Annotated in this window: 19 protein-coding genes; 6 read left to right on the plus strand and 13 right to left on the minus strand. The window is 42.9% G+C overall.

Annotated elements, in window-relative coordinates:
• Positions 1–171: 171 nt before the first annotated feature.
• Positions 172–1002, plus strand: a complete 831-nt coding sequence (locus GB992_RS00005; RefSeq protein ID WP_238331015.1) for a substrate-binding domain-containing protein — start codon at positions 172–174, stop codon at positions 1000–1002.
• A 438-nt stretch (positions 1003–1440) separates the two neighbouring features.
• On the opposite strand, the gene GB992_RS00010 is transcribed toward GB992_RS00005, so the two are convergent.
• From GB992_RS00010 to GB992_RS00030, 5 genes are all read right to left on the minus strand, one after another.
• Positions 1441–3090 carry a zinc ribbon domain-containing protein gene (locus GB992_RS00010; protein ID WP_161000675.1) on the minus strand — a complete coding sequence of 550 codons (1650 nt, stop codon included), beginning with the start codon at positions 3088–3090 and terminating at the stop codon, positions 1441–1443.
• Positions 3091–3099: 9 nt separating this feature from the next.
• Positions 3100–3975, minus strand: a complete 876-nt coding sequence (locus GB992_RS00015; RefSeq protein ID WP_161000676.1) for a zinc ribbon domain-containing protein — start codon at positions 3973–3975, stop codon at positions 3100–3102.
• An 11-nt stretch (positions 3976–3986) separates the two neighbouring features.
• Positions 3987–4814 carry a zinc ribbon domain-containing protein gene (locus GB992_RS00020; RefSeq protein ID WP_161000677.1) on the minus strand — a complete coding sequence of 276 codons (828 nt, stop codon included), beginning with the start codon at positions 4812–4814 and terminating at the stop codon, positions 3987–3989.
• Between the two features lie 188 nt (positions 4815–5002).
• Positions 5003–5845 (minus strand): aldo/keto reductase, encoded by an 843-nt coding sequence (locus GB992_RS00025; RefSeq protein ID WP_161000678.1) that lies wholly within the window; start codon positions 5843–5845, stop codon positions 5003–5005.
• Positions 5846–5958: 113 nt separating this feature from the next.
• Positions 5959–6345 (minus strand): winged helix-turn-helix transcriptional regulator, encoded by a 387-nt coding sequence (locus tag GB992_RS00030; protein ID WP_161000679.1) that lies wholly within the window; start codon positions 6343–6345, stop codon positions 5959–5961.
• Between the two features lie 289 nt (positions 6346–6634).
• Between GB992_RS00030 and GB992_RS00035 the strand changes: the two genes are divergently transcribed.
• Positions 6635–7453: a transporter substrate-binding domain-containing protein gene (locus tag GB992_RS00035; RefSeq protein ID WP_161000773.1), complete on the plus strand. Its 819-nt coding sequence runs from the start codon at positions 6635–6637 to the stop codon at positions 7451–7453.
• A 9-nt stretch (positions 7454–7462) separates the two neighbouring features.
• Positions 7463–8158: an amino acid ABC transporter permease gene (locus tag GB992_RS00040; protein WP_161000680.1), complete on the plus strand. Its 696-nt coding sequence runs from the start codon at positions 7463–7465 to the stop codon at positions 8156–8158.
• Positions 8159–8827: 669 nt separating this feature from the next.
• On the opposite strand, the gene GB992_RS00045 is transcribed toward GB992_RS00040, so the two are convergent.
• The gene (locus GB992_RS00045; RefSeq protein ID WP_017261288.1) at positions 8828–9070 is read right to left on the minus strand and encodes a hypothetical protein; all 243 of its coding nucleotides are present in this window, start codon (positions 9068–9070) and stop codon (positions 8828–8830) included.
• A gap of 205 nt (positions 9071–9275) precedes the next feature.
• Here GB992_RS00045 and GB992_RS00050 point away from each other — a divergent pair, with 205 nt between their 5' ends.
• Together GB992_RS00050 and GB992_RS00055 are read left to right on the plus strand one after the other, a co-directional pair.
• Positions 9276–10331, plus strand: a complete 1056-nt coding sequence (locus tag GB992_RS00050) for an FAD:protein FMN transferase (protein ID WP_161000681.1) — start codon at positions 9276–9278, stop codon at positions 10329–10331.
• 120 nt (positions 10332–10451) lie between these two features.
• Positions 10452–10898, plus strand: a complete 447-nt coding sequence (locus GB992_RS00055) for a hypothetical protein (RefSeq protein WP_161000682.1) — start codon at positions 10452–10454, stop codon at positions 10896–10898.
• A 38-nt stretch (positions 10899–10936) separates the two neighbouring features.
• On the opposite strand, the gene GB992_RS00060 is transcribed toward GB992_RS00055, so the two are convergent.
• Positions 10937–12334, minus strand: coding sequence for a flavocytochrome c (locus GB992_RS00060; RefSeq protein WP_161000683.1), 1398 nt, complete (start codon positions 12332–12334; stop codon positions 10937–10939).
• A gap of 249 nt (positions 12335–12583) precedes the next feature.
• On the opposite strand from GB992_RS00060, the gene GB992_RS00065 reads away from it, so the two are divergent.
• Positions 12584–12988: a VOC family protein gene (locus GB992_RS00065; RefSeq protein ID WP_161000684.1), complete on the plus strand. Its 405-nt coding sequence runs from the start codon at positions 12584–12586 to the stop codon at positions 12986–12988.
• A 365-nt stretch (positions 12989–13353) separates the two neighbouring features.
• Here the strand turns inward: GB992_RS00065 and GB992_RS00070 are convergent, their stop codons facing one another.
• The 6 genes from GB992_RS00070 to GB992_RS00095 all read right to left on the minus strand — a co-directional run bounded on the left by GB992_RS00070 (position 13354) and on the right by GB992_RS00095 (position 19851).
• Positions 13354–14979, minus strand: a complete 1626-nt coding sequence (locus GB992_RS00070) for an ABC-F family ATP-binding cassette domain-containing protein (RefSeq protein ID WP_161000685.1) — start codon at positions 14977–14979, stop codon at positions 13354–13356.
• A gap of 177 nt (positions 14980–15156) precedes the next feature.
• Positions 15157–16197, minus strand: a complete 1041-nt coding sequence (locus GB992_RS00075) for a hypothetical protein (protein WP_161000686.1) — start codon at positions 16195–16197, stop codon at positions 15157–15159.
• 346 nt (positions 16198–16543) lie between these two features.
• Entirely contained in the window at positions 16544–17320 is a 777-nt protein-coding gene (locus tag GB992_RS00080; RefSeq protein WP_161000687.1) for a LiaF transmembrane domain-containing protein, read from the minus strand.
• Positions 17317–17775, minus strand: a complete 459-nt coding sequence (locus tag GB992_RS00085; RefSeq protein ID WP_161000688.1) for a LytTR family DNA-binding domain-containing protein — start codon at positions 17773–17775, stop codon at positions 17317–17319. Before GB992_RS00085 ends, GB992_RS00080 begins: the two co-directional genes overlap by 4 nt.
• Positions 17776–17872: 97 nt before the next feature.
• Positions 17873–18898, minus strand: coding sequence for a LacI family DNA-binding transcriptional regulator (locus GB992_RS00090; protein ID WP_161000689.1), 1026 nt, complete (start codon positions 18896–18898; stop codon positions 17873–17875).
• Between the two features lie 11 nt (positions 18899–18909).
• Positions 18910–19851, minus strand: a complete 942-nt coding sequence (locus tag GB992_RS00095) for a phosphoglycerate dehydrogenase (RefSeq protein ID WP_161000690.1) — start codon at positions 19849–19851, stop codon at positions 18910–18912.
• Between the last annotated feature and the right edge of the window lie 3 nt (positions 19852–19854).

Genomic DNA, 19854 nt, shown 5'->3' on the forward strand with positions numbered 1-19854 from the left:
TCCTTTCATGATTGTTTTCGCAAACATCATTTTACAGAAATTTGGCCATGGGCCATTCTTTATTTAATTAGTGTTGCACTTAAAGTGTAAATTCAAGCTTCAAAAACGGCTGACCATGTCCGCAAAGTTGCCGCCGACCTAGGTTATCAGCGAAATGCCTACGCTGCTGACTTGGCCAGCCATCAAAGTGACGTACTGGCAGTTGTGATTTCTGCCACTAAATCAAATTTTGCCGATGAGATCATCGCCGGTATTCACGATGTGGCGACTAAACACGGCAATAGTGTCATGATTTTGTATGCTGGTGAAAATAACCCCACATTACAGGACAAAGCCATTAAGACGGTCATTGAACGAGACGTCATGGGCGTTTTGATTGTTGCCTTGGAACTTGGCGATGAATCGCTCAATAGTCTGAAAACGAGTGGTATTCCTCACATTTTTCTTTCAACCGCGGCCAAAGAAAACCTCGGTCCGTTTATTGCCTCTGACGATCATGCTATCGGGTATGAAGCAACCAAATACCTCATCGAGCATGGTCACCGCAAAATTGGTTTGGTTGGTATGGACGAGCAATCATTTGTCGGTACACAGCGTATGAACGGATATCGTGAAGCAATGGCAGAGCATGGTCTATCGATCAATGAGGACTGGTTAGTCCCTGGTTACTTCACATTTGAAGATGGTGAAGCGGCCATGCAGCATTTTGGCAAACAACCAGCGGTTACCGCAATTATCGCGAACAGTGACCTAACCGCTATCGGTGTCATCGACCAGGCCCGCGATTACGGCTTAGAAGTCCCCGCACAACTCTCTGTCATGAGTATTGACGGAACCAAACTGACCCGTATTTTCAGACCGACCATCACTAGTGTCACGCAGGACTTCTTCCAAATCGGCCGTGCTGGTTGTGCGGCTCTGTTGACTGGCGACAATGAGCCAATCCAGTCCAAGTTTTTGCCAATTAAAATTGTTGAGCGCAATAGCACTAGGCAATTTTAAAATAATTAAGGTTACAAGTATCATATTATCCTTGGACACTTATCTAACCACTGATTGTAAGCATCGACGCGATTGCCGACTAACGTTTCCGGTTGTCAAAGATGAACGCAACCGTGGGACCAGTTCAAGCCTTCTGAAACCTGAAGTCTTTCACCTCGTCGTGAAGCCGAAACTCACGTCTTCACGACCGTCCTGTGGTGTAAATTCGGCAGAAAACCGCCTCATTAACACCACTGACACGGCTTGCATTCATCTTTGACGCCCTTCAACTCACACAGCAGTTAATTACTAGATGCTTGAACCTTCAGCAAAAACAGACTGTGAACCAAACCTTGAATGAAGGCCTTGGTTCACAGTCTGTTTTAAGTACAAAAAATCATCTATCATTTAGTTTAAAATCAGAACTAATGCATAGCGAATGGACGAACACTGTAATGGCTACATATTTTGCAAATTCAAATTTCTTTGAGAATTTACTTGGTAACTTTCATCATCAGTGTCGTCGTTGTCGTTATCATCTTCATCACTATCCGAACTATCCGAGTTATCGTTATCATCATTATCTGAATCGCTATTACTGTCAGAATCATCGCTAGAACTAGAATCATCACTGTCGGAATCGTTATTACTGTCAGAATCCGAATCATCGTCACCACCATTAGTCACATCACTAATTTTCTTTGCGGCTGCAATGGATTGAATTTTATTTGTACTGCCGGCTTTTACTATCGTCGCTACATACTGGAAAACTTGAATATGTTCGCTATCGTTCTTGTTAAAAAAGTCATACCGAATATTATATGTCACAGTGGACTGGTTAACTTTATTTGGCACCACATGTAAGTCCTCGACTCTGTAACTTACAGTGTTAATGCCAGAATCTTTCTGGTGGTACCCCTTTGCCATCTTCACAATATCGTTATATTGCGTATTGTCAGAACCATTAACAAAATAATCAGAAAATCCGCTTGGAATAGAACCGTTCGAACTTATCCTATCAACGTCACTAAAAAGCTCCGAAATTAAGCTATCAGCAGAATCATGCGACATCACACCTGGATAACCAACTGTAACCTCAGAATCTTGATCACTATCAGTAATCTTATGACTACGCGAAGTGACCTTTCCGCCTGCCCCATTATAAGTCATTGTGAGCATCATATTGTTTGACCACGGAATATCATTTAATTGAAGTGAACCATTACTGTCCAATTTTCCTTGTGACTTTCCATTGATTAAAACGTCAGCTCCTGCGTACCCTGTAACTGTAAACGATATCGTTTTTAATTGAAGATCAAAATCTTTGGCTGATTCTGGTGATAAATTATAGGTTCCATCATTTATCATATGATGTCCATTAACATCCCCCTCAGCCTTAAGTTGATATTGTCCGGCAATATAAGGACCACTCTTCTTTTGAATTGTGGCCTGCGAAGTTTTAAGAATATTGCGCTTATTTACTGACAGGTTAATACCGGGGTGGTTGGTATGCAAAGTAATCGTGAAGGTTTTTGCATTAATCTTATATCTTGTGAACAGTAACCATATATGACCAGATGGTCCAAAACTGTAACCATTATTATTGGTGCTACCGTTATTTTGTAGCTGACTCTTAAATCCTTTTAATGCATTCGGATCAGCCTGCATTTGTTTGATTAATGGTTGTAGCGATTTGTTGTTTAATTTCATGCCACCATCATCGGTAGTGAAATAGCTACCAACATTTTTATCGTTGTTTTTTATAGCCGCAATTGCACGATTTAACTGATTGGCCGACGAATAGTAATTTTGTCCAAACATATACAATCCAACAAATGCTACAACTACAACCGCAGCCACAATCCAAAGCCATTTTTTAATTGGTTTCACAGGCCTGGTTGGGCTAATTGATACTTGCTGGCGAGCATTCTGCATATTTGGCATCGTTTGCCGGCCCACTGAAGAGTTAGCCTCTCCTGTTGATTTTATTCCGTTGTGGGCTGCCTTATATTTGGCAATATCAAACCCGCAGTTACCACAAAAAACAGCACCAGGTTTCAACTTTGCACCACAATTTGGACAAAACTCTAATTTTTCTTGTTCAGACATAATTTCTGATTACCTTCTATTATCAAAATGTTGGTTTTCGATTTTTCTTAATTCATCTTCACTTTGTGAATTCGAAGATTCATGTCGAATCTTTTCGTTTTGAGTTATCGCAGTGCCATCAATCACCGAACTATGGTCTTTTAAAATGGCCGTATCTAGTGAGCTTTCTTTACCAAATGCATACTGATACAAATATGCAGCTGCCTGAGTTTTGGAATTAAACAGACTTCTGGCAGTCGGAATATCCTTTGATTCATTAAATAATTTTTTTGTATCAGGATAACTAACCCCACCTACAGGATTCAGTTTGCTTAACTTCGAAAGATACGCCGGTAGTTCGTCATGATTTTGCGGTAGCACACCAATCGAATTACTAACAACATTCAATTTGTACAGCGCAATCGTTGCAGTAGTTGCCGATTTTTGGAGTTCATATTGACCTTGGCTTTTTATTAACGGTGTACGAACAAAATAAGTAGATAGTTCATTACTATCCCCATTGCCTCCGACCACCAAGATTTGAACAAAATGATTGTTAGCCTGAACTAAAGCGACATCATTTCGTACCTGTCCATTCATTTTAAAAGACTCGCTATCCCCAAATGAGGTAGAATAGCTGTCCCATCGATTATTAAGATATTGTGTGATCGAAAACCAGCCGATAATGATTAGACACAGCACTACAACAATCTGCAAAGTTCGCGGCCATTTTAACGGTGACCAACTGATCCTCGCATTTTTCTGTACGGCAGTTTGCGAAGCTCCCACATTGATATTTTTCGGTTCATAAAATTGATTGACTGTCCCACAAAAAGGGCAAAATTGATCTTGAGTAGAAATCTTTTTCCCACAATTTGAACAAAAATGTTGTGTTTGATTTTTCATTTTAGGCACCACTAAAACAAACTGTTAGAAGTCAACTGTTGAATTTGATGCATAATGTTTGCAATCAGTGCCTGCGCAGAAATATCAACCACGATGAAAACTAACACATCAATAATAACCATCGCCAAAATAGTTGAATAAGCCGGATCCAAGGCCGGTTGTGCGCCCTGCTGTGGCGCGATGGATAATATGCAACCAGCAAGTAAAATCACACATTGCAATGCCCAAACCAAAAAGTAAAAGGTCACACCATTTGTTAACGTCACCATGAATGAATCAACGAATTGAATAATCGCCAGAATAACGATAATGGCCGTATATTGACCAACACGATTTAAATAATCTAAAAAGGTTACATCAAAATTGTGTGAGGCAAAGTGGCTAAAACAATAACTGACGCCTAAGTAAGCGGCATAAAAAGCCAGACCAATTAGTATAAATGACATCCAAAAAGAGACCGTTGTATCATGAATTCCAATTTCATTCAATACGTCTTTAGGTGCTAACTTTTGTAAACGCTCTGTGATTTCATTGAACGACAGACCATTCAGAATAATAATTGCTAAAAAACTAATTAGCCCAAAATATTTTGGTGCTTCAGTATCTGTTTTAAATGGATGACGTAATGCTGTTGCAAACCAGCTAAAATAATTTGTGGCATAGTTTTGAACAGCAGTCACAGTTGCAGATTCTTGTGAACTTTGTGTTACCTGAGTAGCGTTCGTTCTAGCAGTTGTTTGAGTGCCTGCTTGTTTTGCTTCTGGAATTGTATAGCCGCATTTAGTGCAAAACTTGTCATCCGGTGCCAGTTCAGCACCACAATTTGGACAATATTTCATTATTTAACTCCCCCTAAAAAACTTATTAAGACTTTCCTTTAAAAGCATAGTCTTGTGGCGTTTTCCTAACAAGGAACATAATTGCGACTAAATTTGCTTTTTAAGCATATTGTTGCGATGCTTAAAAAACGAAAAAGCCTGAAATTCTCAACCGAGAATTTCAGGCTTTTAAAAAAATTATGATTAATTTAGTTCATCGACAACGATTTCTTCAACCATTCCTCGTCGTTAGGATCTTCTGAACCACGACGGTTCTTGTCGATACCAGCAATGGCGTTCATTTCGTCATCGCTAAGTTTGAAATCAAACACATCAATGTTTTGAGCAATCCGTTCAGCATGAATGGACTTTGGAATAACGATGATGTTGCGTTGCAAGTGCCAACGTAAGATAACTTGCGCCACACTCTTCTTGTGTGCATCAGCAATCTGCTTCAATGTTGCATCTTCCATCACACCACTCTTGCCCTGACCCAATGGTCCCCAAGCTTCATGAGCAATGTTCAAACTTGTTAAGTAATCGTGCAACTCTTTTTGCTGGAAATATGGGTGCGTTTCAATCTGATCAACAGCAGGCTTAACCTTTGCGGAAGCCAATAACTTATCGAGATGTGGCTTTTCGAAGTTAGATACACCAATTGACTTGATTTGACCATCATTGTACAAGTCTTCCATGGCACGCCACTTTTCCGTATACCCTTCACTTGGCCAGTGAATGAGGTACAAGTCCAGGTAATTCGTTTGCAACTTCTTCAGTGACTCCTTGAAGGCAGCTATTGTTTCGTCATAAGTCGTGTTACTGTCCCAAACTTTTGAAGTAATGAACAGGTCTTCACGCTTAACATCGCTTTCAGCTAAGGCTTCGCCAACCCAAGCTTCATTATGATAAATAGCCGCCGTATCAAAATGACGGTAACCATCCTTTAAAGCATCAGCAACAGAACGCTTTAAGTCAGTTGCGTCCTGCACTAAGAAAACACCCAACCCTAACTGGGGAATCTTTTGTCCGTTGTTTAATGTTAATTCATCCATATTGAAATTCCTCCTCAACTTGCTTTCACAATCAATACTAGCGCGTTCGTTTAGTAAAACAAGACGGTACTTACAGGTGCCTAGGTTACCAATAAGTACCTTGCAAACGAAAATTAACCAAGCAGTTCTTCTCGGCTCGGTGCAGTCTCACCGAGATGACGAATGACCACACTTTCACCATTGGCCGCCCGACGGCGAACGTCTTCTTCGCCCCATTGACAGATCTGCTCCAGTAGGCCGCTTAAATTCTGACCATGTTCAGTTAATCCATAGACTACTCGTGGCGGTACTTCATTAAACACTTTTCGTGTCACAATGCCGTCATGTTCCAAATCACGTAACTGTTCTGTTAAAACCTTCTGAGTCACGTTTGGAATGGCCCGACGCAGTTCACTTGTCCGCATTGGCCCCTCGTGCAAATCACAAAGGATAACCGGCTTCCATTTACCACCGATCACATCCAATGTTGCCTCGACACCAACGTTATAAACTTTCGTCACGACTCAATCCTCCTGTGAATACCTTTAAAACATAGCTGTATTGCTATTTACCTAATTTAAACTATAGCATATTAACAATAGTAGTCCCTAACTTGAACCTTCGTTTAAATAGTTTGTGAAATTTATATTCATATTTTCAAAAATATCGCCGCATAGCAACGATATTTTATTTAATGATTGCGTTTACATTTTTCACATAAACATTTATGCTTAGGATAATCTAATTAAAGGGGCGATTGTTGTGTTTCATTCCAAAAAATCGATTCGTTTAACGGCCTTGGCATCGGCCATGGCACTCATTTTAGTCTCCACGCTGGCCGGTTGTGGCAAGACGGCCAAGTCAACTAACCAAAAGGTGGCCGACCAAAAAACTTGGATCGTCGCAACATCTGGGACATTGTATCCAACTTCATTTCACGCCAATAAAAAGAGTGCCTTAACTGGCTACGACATTGCAGTCGTTAAGGCTGTTGCTAAGGGACTCCATAAGAAAGTCACCTTCAAAGAAATGGACGTCGATGGAATGTTGACAGCCGTTAACAATGGCACCGCTCAGATGGCTGCTAACGACTTTAGCATCAGCAAACAACGTGAAAAGCAATTTGCCCTTTCCACTCCTTATAAATTCAGTTTCGACAGCATGGTCGTCCGCAAATCAGATCAATCAGGGATTCACAGTTTCGCTGACTTAAAGGGTAAAAAGGCTGCCGGTGAAGCAGGTACCGGCTATCAACGTTTGGCCAGCCAGCTCGGCGCTAAGCAAGTTAACTACGACAACGTATCAAACGATGTTTATCTTCGCGATGTTGTTAACGGTCGAACCGATGTCATCCTGAACGATTACTACCTGCAATCCATGGCGCTCAAGGCATTGCCTGACTTACCTCTAACCATTCCAAAGAACCTCTACTTCACCACTCAAAATGATAAAAACGGTACAGGTATCATCATGAAGAAGAGCAACACGAAGTTGACTGCGGAAGTCGATAAAGAAATCAAGAAGCTAGAAGCAGACGGTACGATCACCAAACTATCGAAGAAATTTTATGGCGGTCAGGACGTCTCCAAAAAGCCTAACGTTAAGACAACTTACTTCAAGATCAAATAAGGGACGCTCATGAATTCATTGCTAAATTGGCTGACTATTCCTAACTTTTTCAATGCCCACTTTGCGTGGCATGCGCTGCCCTACATTCTTGGTGGCTTACCGCTCACTGTGGAATTAACCGTCGTCAGTTTTGTCGGCGCACTGGTACTTGGTTTTTTCCTCACCCTTGGTCAAATGAGCAAACGTCATTGGCTTCATTGGCTGACACGGACCTACATTTCGTTTATGCGCGGTGTCCCCTCGTTGGTTCTGCTGTTCATCCTCTATTTCGGGCTACCATACACTGGCATTCAGCTAGACGCCTTTGTAGCTGCAGCCATCGCGTTCATTTTGAATGCAGCTGCGTTTGTTTCTGAAGTCTTCCGTTCTGCCTTTATGGGTGTCGAAGATGGGCAATGGGCTGCTAGTTATTCGCTTGGCATGTCATATGGCAAGGCCGTTCATTATGTCATCTTGCCGCAAGCATTCCGGATTGCCATCCCCGCACTGGGCAATATCTTGCTAGATATGTTCAAGGGAACCTCGCTGGCCGCGATGGTCACCGTTTCCGAAATGTTCATGCGCGCTAAAATCCAGGGTGGTAAACAGTTTGACTACATGACCGTCTATCTATTGGTAGCACTCATTTATTGGGCCTGCTGTTCATTACTGACTGTCGGTCAAAACTGGTTGGAAAAGCGGTTAACGTTGCCGACTACAGATTAATTCAACTCAATTGTGTATAAAAATAGGTGTCTTCACTGCTCCATTGCGTAAATGAGCGATAGTGAAGACACCTATTTTCTTTTGATCATTGAAATCTCCTTACAGATTGTTCAGATAAATATTTTGTGTAGTTTAAAGGCCGTTGCGCTGGCCTGAAACGTCGTTCCATGAGGACCCGGGTTCAACCCGCAAAAACGCGGTTTTCAACCTCGATTATGGGCCGAAAATCACGTCCCATAAGTCGTCCCGCACCACTAAGCGGCCAAATTCATGCCGCCAAATGGTGCCGACACGGAACTATGTTTCAGACCAGCTCCACTCCTATAGCAGGAAATAAACATTATCAATTTTCTATTCTATGGACAAATGAGGACAAATGATAAAAATACTTACAGACCACTTTTAGATCAAATGATGTTGATGTTAGCGGATGGTTCGCCACTGTGTAGCTGAAGGGCGTCAACATTGATACCAAGCCGTGAAGGTAACGTTAATTCGGTGGTTTTCCGAATTTAGGTTACGGACGGTCGTCTAGACTCGCGGGCTTCACGAGGCTTGACGGCGAGGTGAAAGATTCCGGTTTTCAGGGAGCTTGAACCGGTCCCACGGCGAGCGTATCAATGTTGACAACCGGAAGCGGCCCCCACCACCAGCCCACAAAACGGATCATCAGTTTCGTTGAACCAAAATAGCTGAATACAGAACATACATTGAATTAGCTGGATTGTTATACCCTTTGGCTGCCATCTTCTTTAGCAACTCGTCCAACGCTTGCTTACGATCATTTTCGCCCAAATCTTGTGCGTCAATTGCTTGAAACTGATTAGCGAAATCAACACCGTCCGACAGATGATACTTTTCCCAGTATGCAGGAGTTAAAAGCGTTGCGTTCAATTTGCCATGGTTTTTCATGTTTGTTCCTCCATTGATTCCAGGTTAACAATCTACTTAGACTTATCTTGGTTAATTTTACCGCCGTTTGTAATCGTTTTCAAAATCGACACCACAACGAACCCTTTTTGCGGTAAAATGTAAAAGTTCTCACAAGACATATGAGTGTGCCATCAAAGTTTATTATTAACTATAAATTTTGGCATTTAAGGAGAGTTTGGCAATTATGAAAAAAGCGCTGATTTGGGGTAGCATGACCATTGCCTTATTGGCAGTATTGAGTGGCTGTGCAAAGAAACCTCAAAAGCACACGATGGTAAAAAATCCTTATGAGAAAACTGAGATGGTGATGGGCACTGTCTGCACCCTGTCAATTTACGACAAGGGTAAGAAGTCAGTCATTGATAAAGGTTTTAAGGAAATTCATCACATGGACGATGAATCAACGTTGACTCGTGGCGGATCACAACTTGATAAAATCAACGCTAATGCCGGCATCAAACCTGTTAAAGTACCTGCTGACTTTTACCCAATGGTTCAAAAGGCCCTCGACGTTTCAGAAAATTCTGAAGGTAGTTTCGACATGGCAATTGGTGCCGTTACCAATCTATGGAAAATCGGTTTGCCGGGTGCACGAGTCCCTGCTCAGTCAGAAATTGATGCGGCACTACCGCTTGTTGATTACCACGACGTTCAACTGAATGATAAGAACCGTACCGTTTATCTCACCAAGAAAGGCATGCGGCTCGACTTTGGTGGAATTGCAAAAGGTTATATTGCGGACCAAGTCAAAAAGGTCTTCAAGGAAAACGGCGTTACCTCTGGTATTATCAACTTAGGCGGGAATATCATTGTGATGGGTAATTCACCAGAAGGGCATAACAAACCTTGGCAAGTCGGCATTCAGAATCCGGTCAAGCCTCGGGGCGACGCTGTTGGAACCATTAAAGAATCTGACATGTCAATTGTGACTGCTGGTACCTATGAGCAGTACCTTATGTCCCACGGTCATAAATACATTTATTTGTTTGATGCCAAAACTGGCTACCCGTATGAAAACAATCTCGCCAGTGTCACGATTGTCTCTAAAAAGTCGATTGACGGCGACGCCTTATCCAATGCTGCGTTTGATAAGGGACTAAAAGATGGCTTAGCATACATGAATAAGAAGCCCAAAATTCAGGCTATCTTTATTACAAACGACAAAAAGATCTACGTTACAGACGGCCTAAAGACTAAGTTTAAATTAGATAAACACACTAACTACAAAATGGGCAATTAGCTTACATTAATTAGATGATTTCTCGAAGCTTATTCACTCGACGACAACAAAAATAATATTGTATAATCCCTCCAAAACATGATGCGTCAATTCGTTCATCCGGGTCTTGGGGGGATTTTTTTGAAACAGATTGTTCGAGGTTATTTAATTGGCTTACCACCAACGTTGTTTTTGTTATTACTGTTTTCATTGCAACCTGGAATTGGCGCGCGTTTGTCTTTCACCCCACTTGATGGCTATCTCGTCCTCGCCTACCTGAGTTTTCCGTTTGCTCACCAATTCTTCCCAAATTTATTTCACGTTCTTCATCTTTCACGACAGTCTCACCCACGTGAAGTTAATATGCCTTCGCATCAGATCATAACGCCTGCTGTGCCGTTTAGTTTCATGTTTACAGAGTCCTTCAGCAATCTGAGTGTAAACCTTGTGATTGACACATTAATTATGCTGATTTCACCCTTCTTAGCATTAGCCGACATACTGTTGCTTTCGTTTCACCAGCACCAACGTTCAGTGACTCAAACGAGCAAATTTTATACCAAACCAAAAAGTGGTTCGAGAAAATAACTCTCGAACCACTTTTTTCAGTATTATTAACACACGATTTAGCCTTTGATGTAATCGTAAACTTGTTCCCCAGCCTGACGACCAAAGATTACCGTTTCAGCGATCGAGTTTCCGCCGATCCGGTTGTTCCCGTGCAGTCCACCGACAACTTCACCACCAGCAAAGAGTCCAGGAATAACAGTGCCGCTTTCGTCCAATACCTGTGTCTTATGGTTGGCCTTGATGCCGCCCATTGTGTAGTGGATTGCAGGCGCAATATGAATAGCAAAGAATGGTTCAGCTGAAATATCACGATCCATCCCAGTTGAGCGACCGAATTCTTTATCATCGTGATCAGCTACAGCAGTGTTCCACGTGGAAACAGTTGATGACAACGTATCAACATCCATATTCAGTTTGCCAGCTAATTCTGACAGACTTGAACCTGTTACGACCAAACCAATACTGTCGTAGAACTCAATGGCCTTAACACGTGAACGAATACCTTGATCCAGAATCAGATAAGCGCTGTGCTCTGGTAGGGCTGTAATAGCGTTTGAAACCACCTTACGCGTCGTTAATTCGTTAACGAACCGTTTGCCTTGGGCATTAACCAAAATGGCACCTTCGCCACGGACGGCTTCACCAATCAAGAATGCATGTGGGTTATCTTGCTGAACAGTTGGGTGTACCTGAATTTGATCCATCTGAACTAAAGCAGCGCCGGCGTCTGTCGCTAACTTCAAACCATCACCAGTTGCACCGGGTTGGTTCGTTGTCTTGTAGCCCTTTAAATCAGGACGGTACTTTTCAATCATGTCGTTGTTGGCGCCGAAACCACCTGTTGCCAAGATAACAGCTTTACCGCCAACCATCTTTTGACTACCATCAGGCAATGTTGCGTTAACGCCTGTAACTTTACCATCTGCATCTTTCACCAAACTGTTAACCGTTACGCCAGTGAACAGTGGCAATTCGTCCTTTTGAACGACTTTAGATAGCTCAGTAACCAAGAACGCACCAATTGGCGCCATGCTGGCTGGACGGTGAGTCCGCATTTTGCTCATCCCACCAGTGATGGTGATATCGTCCAAACGAATGCCATGATCAGCTAACCAATCAATTGATAAAGCAGCGTGTGAACTGAAGTAGCCGAGCAATTCTTTATCGTTTAAATCACCACCACCCTTAAGGGTTTCAGCGTAAAAGTCCTCGTAACTATCAACAACACCATGATGCAACTGAACGTTGGTTTCAGCAGCGTTCATTCCTGAAGATGCCCGCATGGTGTTACCACCAATTTTTGGCATCTTTTCAAAGATAACCGGCTTCAAACCAAGTTCATGTGCCTGAATGGCAGCTACCATCCCTGTGCTTCCTGAACCGATGATGACAACATCATAACTGTCTTGAAGTGCATTGATATCAGTTGGTTGAAAACGAAATTTTTCGGCCATTTTAATTGACGCTCCTTATTTGTTTGCTAAATGAGTGACTAAAATTGATTCTATTTAGGAATTGGATGTGCTATCGATCAAACTTTGCTCTGTAATTCACTAATGCAAATAAAAGAAATGACACATCACTTACGTCGTAAGCATAAACGATGTTCCTAATCATAGTCAAACGTTTGTGAATTAATTAATTTTGTTAATATGGTAAGCTGAACTTAATATCAGCACCACAAAACAGGAGGTCTGTTTACAATGAAATTCTTACCTTATCTCTCTTTTCACGGTCAGGCAAATGATGCCCTAAAATTCTATCAATCAGTTTTTGGCGGTCACTTAGACATTCAACGCGCAGGCGAACTATTTTCAACAAACGATAACAAAACAGCCATCCTGGTAGTGCATGGCGTGTTAACCATCGATGAAGATTTTCACATCACCGCACTGGACGTGATCCCCGGCGCACCTGATGTCCAGCCAGGAGCAACGGTATCAATGGGCCTCCATTTTGACGACGCAAAACAAGCAACCGACATCTACAGCCAACTATCCAAAAATGGCCAGCGTGTCATTGACTTCACTCCAAAAGATTGGGGCGGCCTCTTTGGCATTGTCACGGATCAATTTGGTGTCCGTTGGAATATCGACGCCACCGCCTAATTGCCGAAATCAGGTTAAAAACAAACAATGTTGATCCAAATAAAAAGCGTCTATTTTATCCATACCTCAAAAATTGAGGTGCGATAGAAATAGACGTTTTTCGATTACTAAGTTTACATGGTACGTACATATCAGCCGATGGGCGGCAACATTGATACCGAACCGTGCAAGTAACGTTAATTCGGTGGTTTCCCGAATTTAGGTTACGGACGGTCGCGAAGACTCGCGGTCTTCATGAGGCTTTACGACGAGGTGAAAGACCGTGAACTTCGGACTCGAACCGGTCCCACGGCGAGCGTGTCAATGTTGACAACCGTAGGCGGCAAACGAGGCTATCCCTCAAACACCTGAGTAGACAAAAAATTCTAGTCGTACAAATCATGAACCTGCTTTTGAACAACTTCATGTTCCAAGAAGTCATCGTACTTCGTGTCAAATCGTTCAACTAATCCTTTGCTGGTCACTTCAATGATATGATCAGCAATCGTTTGAATGAACTCATGGTCATGTGACGTGAACACAATAGAGCCCTTAAAATCAATCAGACTGTTGTTCAAGGCTGTAATTGATTCCAAGTCCAAGTGGTTAGTTGGATCGTCCATCAATAAGACGTTCGCCTTACTCAGCATCATCTTAGACAGCATTGAACGGACCTTTTCACCACCGGACATGACGCTTACCTGGCGCATGACATCTTCGCCGGAGAATAACATCTTCCCGAGGAACCCACGTAAGAACGTGTTGTCATCCTCACCTTTCGGCGCATACTGCCGAAGCCAGTCAATGACTGTCAAATCAGAATCCGTGAACTCGCTGTTGATATCACGTGGCAAGTACGTTTTCTTAACTGTTTGTCCCCAAGTGACCGTGCCCGTATCAGGTTTCATTTCCCCGGAAATAATTTGCATCAAAGTGGTGGTAGCCAGTTCATTGCGACTGATCAACACCGTTTTATCGCCAGGACGCAGTGTGAAGGTAATGTTATCGAGAATCTTCACGCCTTCAATGGTTTTCGAAACATCCTCAACACGTAGTAAATCGTTCCCGAGTTCACGTTCTGGCGTGAACTGAATGAATGGGTATTTCCGTGTGGACGGTTTAATATCATCTAGCGTAATCTTGTCCAACTGTTTCTTACGCGAAGTCGCTTGTTTAGACTTCGACGCGTTGGCACTAAACCGGGCAATGAAGTCTTGCAGTTCCTTAATCTGTTCCTCTTTTTTCTGGTTGGCACTGGACTTCAGCTTAGCAGCCAATTCGCTACTTTCCATCCAGAAATCATAGTTCCCCACAAAGAGCGTAATCTTACCAAAATCGACATCACAGATATGGGTACAAACTTGGTTTAAGAAATGCCGGTCATGTGAAACCACAATCACAGTGTTATCGTAGTCAGCCAAGAAGTTTTCCAGCCAAGCGATAGATTGGACATCCAGTCCGTTTGTCGGTTCGTCCAACAACAGAATGTCAGGGTTGCCAAACAACGCCTGACCAAGTAACACCTTCACCTTTTGTGGTTCGGTCAATTCACTCATTTTCATGTGATGCATAGATTCATCAATACCAAGCGCCTGCAACATTTGACTAGCTTCCGCTTCGGCATTCCAGCCGTCCATTTCAGCAAAGTCGCCTTCTAATTCAGCGGCGCGCATACCATCTTCATCACTGAAGTCTGGCTTAGCATATAAGGCATCTTTTTCCTGCATAATTGCATATAACTTAGCATGCCCCTGAATGACCGTGTTCATGACTTCTTCATCTTCGAAGGCAAAGTGGTTCTGGTTCAGACTGGACATTCGTTCGTTTGGTCCGAGCGAAACAGTCCCTGTCGTTGGCTTTAATTTACCTTCAATAATTTTTAAGAAGGTCGATTTTCCAGCGCCGTTTGCCCCAATCACACCGTAACAATTACCCGCGGTGAACTTAAGGTTGATATCCTCATACAGCTTTCGGGTGCCGAACTGCATGCTGACGTTATTTACTGTTAACATTAATATCCTCTCGTCTTTAAGAAAAAGCCGCGTCATAAAAATATTCATGCCACAGCTTTATAGAGTGTTGTTTAAGTTGTTCTAGATTATCACATTTTTGTCTCCGCGTCTAAACTGCTGAGGCACAAAAAAAGCTTCCGTTTTGTGCAAACGGAAGCTTTCGTCGTAATTCAATTATTATTGATTTGAAGTTGCCGTGCTGGCAATTGACTTCAAGTAGTTGTTGGAGTCGACTAACGTAGCACCTGAAACAAGGTTACTCTTCTTGCTTACAGTCTTGTTAGCTTGAGTCGTGATTTGTGCGGCAGTCTTACCAGCAGCCCACTTGTTGATGGCGTTGATTGACTTCATCCGACCTTGCTTGGACTTAGCAATCTTCTTCATCAAAGCAGAGTACTTCTTGTCGTTAGCTTGCTTGGAAATCAGGATTTCGTTACTCTTGTAACCTTCTTTACCAAACTTGGCGTAACTGTTTGGAACACCTTTGAAGCCCTTGTTTTGCTTTGTGTTAATGAACTGGAATTCGTCAATGCTTGAAGCAGCAACTTTGTCACCGTTCATGGCAACAGTCGTAACAGCAAATGATTCATTACCATGTGGTGCACCGTTGGTTTGCTTCAACACAACGTTGTCGCCGGAAACTTTAGCACCCTTAGTGGTGTATCCCTTGGTAGCTGCATCAGCGATAGCCTTAACGTAACCGTTGGTGCTGGTTAAAGTAGCACCAGAGATAACCTTCTTCTGCATTGCCTTGTTCTTCTTAGCAGCAGCGTAAAGTTGACTGGCGGTCTTGCCCTTGACATAGTTCTCAATGGCAGTCAAAGATTCTTCACGGCCCTTAGTTGAATGCGCAATATTCTTCATTAATGCAGAGTATGCTTTGTCGTTGTTAGCTTTGGAAATTAAGGTTTCACCCTTCTTGTAACCTTCCTGACCAAACTTTTTATCACTGTTAGGAACACTGGTAAAGCCCTTTGACTGTGATGTCTTGATGAATTGGAATTCATCAACCTTAGCAGCCAAGATCTTCTTACCCTTCATGGCAACAGTCGTAACACCAAATGATTCGTTGTTGTGAGGACTGCCATCCAATTGTTTGATGACAACTTGGTTATTATTTGAACTAGCCTTAGCAGTTCCTGATGGTAATACTACTAATGAACTGCCCATGGTTAATGCTGCAGCAACTGTGGCTGCCTTCATACCTAATTTGTTCATTATGTAATGCACCCCTTGTGATTTAGTTTTCATACTCTTTACAACTGTAAATTCTAGCACTGCATTTCGAATTTGTATAGCAATTTTTGTAAGCGATTACTAATCTATTAGTATCATCTTTTCATCATCTATTTCGTTAATCAATCAGTCTTTTTTGATTTGCTCAAATCATCCCTATCTATAAAAAATTGCTTCAGTATGCGAGTGACTTTATCTTAGTAGCAGCAGACGGTGTGAATGCTATCGTCTCAATCCGGGTAAAATTCAACATAATCAAAAAAGCACTCTATTCCCAAAGTTCAGAAATAAAGTGCCCAACTAAAGTCAGTTTCAAAACATTTTAAGATTAACTGTTAGCTGATGTCGGAACATCTGTATAGATAATATCAATGTCACCCATTTTAAACGCACCCGTAATCAAGACGTCCGGACCCGTTTTAGTCGGCTTCACACCTTTTTCGTTAATGTCGATCATTGTGGCATCCATTTCAATATCCACACTCCAATCTTGCGGCAAGTAAAGGTCCACTTCGCCCATATTGCCGTTTAGAAAAATCGTTGCTTGGTCACCATTGATATTTGCCTTGTCGAAGTAAACCTTCGCTTCGCCCATCGTCACATTGATATTAGCCTGCTTAAAATCCTCAGACTGCACGTAACGGACAGCGTTGCCTAAGCGCACGTTTACATTGACCGACGATTCATGGTCCGTTTCCGTTGATGTTGTACCCTGAAATGTCCGGCCATGATGACTGGCCCAGCGGTTTGCCATAAAGTAAGCATGCCGGCGGTAGAAACGGTGACGCAACGGTTGTAACACGAGCGATAAGCCAATGCTGAGTAACAACGCGACGCCAAGAATGGTCCACGGCACTAGCCCAGTAATACCAAGCGGTTTAGCATACAGCATACTCATAAACGCTAAACTGAAAATAACACCGCTGACGCTAAAATAAGCGATACTTTTAATTGCCAACGCCGCCAATACCAATGTCCCGACGATTGTCCAGGCCCCGAGCTGGTAAGTTAACCAGCCCATCTTAACTGCTAATAATAAACCCGCGCTGATCAAAAAGAATAATCCCCAGAACCAGCGACCCCACTTTACTCTCGTACTCATCATGACAAAGACCTCATTTCATTTAATCGTTCCTGTAGTTGTTTTGTGTAACGACGTGACGCATAAACTTCTTTGTGGCTCCCGGCAAACGAAACCAGACAACTGGATAGTGATTTGTTCAGTGCGCTGACATAGTGCAAATTGATAATGGTAGATTTAGAAACCTGTAGGAAAAATCCAGGCAATTCATCGACTAGTTCATACAGCCGTTGCTTATTATTGAAGATGTCCAAGGCTGTGTGCACCTGCAGCAACCGATCAGCGGTTTCAATAAACAAAATGTCATCCAGTGAAACGAAGTATTGTGTGTTCCCTTGAAAACAAGCAAGGGTATTTTCACTTGTGTGGATGCCCACTAAACGTTGTTCAAGTTGTTTAACTTCATCATTTACGTTTGCCGTGCGAATAATGACTTCCGGTTCTTGGCAGTCCGGATCAATTTCAACATGAACTTTCAATGGACATCCCTCCCTTATGAACAAGACTAATTAAACGTCGAAACGATAATAAATGAAATAGTATTTGAATGAGCGGTCATTTTTGCTGCGTGAGCGGTCATTTTTTGGCAAACGTACCTAGAGAATCGCGTTCATGAAGTGCACTTTCAACCATCGTGAGTGGTTCAACGGACTGACCGGCTAGTTGACGGAGGACGTTTGTCGCAACCCGCTGGCCCATGGCTCGTGGCTGTTGCTGAATCGTGGTAATTCCGGGTTGCATCAATTGTGATAATGACCAGTCATCATAAGCCACCAATCCAATTTGCTCTGGAATTTTGATCTGATTTTCGGCCAACACCGTCATCACTTGGAGTAGCAAGTGACCCTGAAGTACATAAAGCGCCGTGTGGCCAGTCCGTTTTTTCAGTATCGCAATAAGTTGCTGATACAGCTTCGCATTTGTGGTATCCGGCTGAATAGTTAATGTCTGTAGCGGTCGACTAAATTTCTTTTCCTCACAAAGGTCAGTGACTGCCCGATAGCGGTCATCACGCGCAGTGTTATCGCCCAACGGCGGCGTCACAACGACCAGTTGATTGTAGCCGCGTCTAGCGACTGTCTTCGTCAACTGAGCTGAGTAACGATAATTATCCGTTGTGACTTGAGGCCAGTTTGTCCCCCTTAACTGGCGATCAACAATATCAACAACCGGCTGCGTTTGTTTTAAGAATGCATAGTTGGCTGCTGTAGCGCTAACGGGCTGCAAAATAATGCCATCGACCTGCAGTTCTAGCAAACGTTGTAATTGTTGACGTTCAACTTTAAGGTCATTATCGGCATTCATCAAAACGATTTGATAACCTGCCGCCGCTAAAATTTGATCCGTGCCCTTAAATAAGAGTGACGAAAATAGATTTTCAACATCGGCGACGACCATCCCAATCAGATGACTGGACCGACGTTTGAGCGACTGAGCTTGCCGATTCAAATGAAAGCCAGTCATGTCGATGACCTGCTGAATGCGTGCCCGTGTGGCCGCCGACATTTTTTCGTAATGACCGTTCAGATAGCGTGATACTGTGGCATTTGAAACGCTGGCTTGCGCGGCAATGTCATTGATTGTAAGTGGTTTTTTGGCCATTTGAATACTCCTTACTGTACCTTATTGACCGCCCATTGTGGCTGTTCACCACTCAATACGCGGACCACTTCACTTGCAGCACCAATCGCCATGCGATTCATCGACTCAGTTGTGTTTGAAGCGATGTGTGGCGTCAGGAGGATATTATCAAATTGGTATAGCGGGCTATCTAACGGCAATGGTTCCTCGTCAAAAACGTCGAGAGCAGCCGCACGTAACCGTTTGGAATTTAAAGCATCAATCAGCGCTGTTTCATCAACCAGCGCACCCCGGCCTAAATTGATTAAGGACGCGCCAGGTTTCATTTTGGCAAATGCTTGCTGATCCATGATTTTTCGTGTATCCGGTGTCACCGCTGCATGTAAAGTCACGATATCGGATTGTTGCAATAGTTCATCAAAGGCCACTTGCTTAGCAAACGTTGTTTCACGTGGATGCGGATTCGTGTATAAAATCGTCATTCCTAAGGCACTAGCCTTCTGTGCCACGAGCTGACCGATTCTGCCAAAGCCGAAAATGCCAAGTGTTTTACCTTCCATGTCAAAGCCACGGTGCGTTTGCGGATAATTAGAATCGCCCTGACGCATGTGTTGAGAATCCTGAAACAGATTCTTCGATAGAGCCAAAATATCTGCCAAGGTTGTTTCAGCTACCGTCGATGCATTCGCCTGTGGCGTAATAGTGACATATACACCCTGTTTTGCGGCTACCTGCGGATCAATATTATCGTAACCAACGCCATGTCTAGCGATCACCTTGAGGTTCGGCAATGCCTGATATAAGTTTTCTGTAAACGGGTCAAGCATATAAACGATACCATCAACCTGATCACCAAGTTGACGCAACGTGTCCGCATGTTCGTTTGGCACTTCAATGAGGGTCATCCCATGCTCAGTTAAATAATCCTTGCCGGACTGCTGCCAATTTTCCGGTACAACAACTCGTTTTGTCATAAA

The organism is Furfurilactobacillus milii, from assembly GCF_009863985.1.
In the GTDB taxonomy this organism is placed as follows: domain Bacteria; phylum Bacillota; class Bacilli; order Lactobacillales; family Lactobacillaceae; genus Furfurilactobacillus; species Furfurilactobacillus milii_A.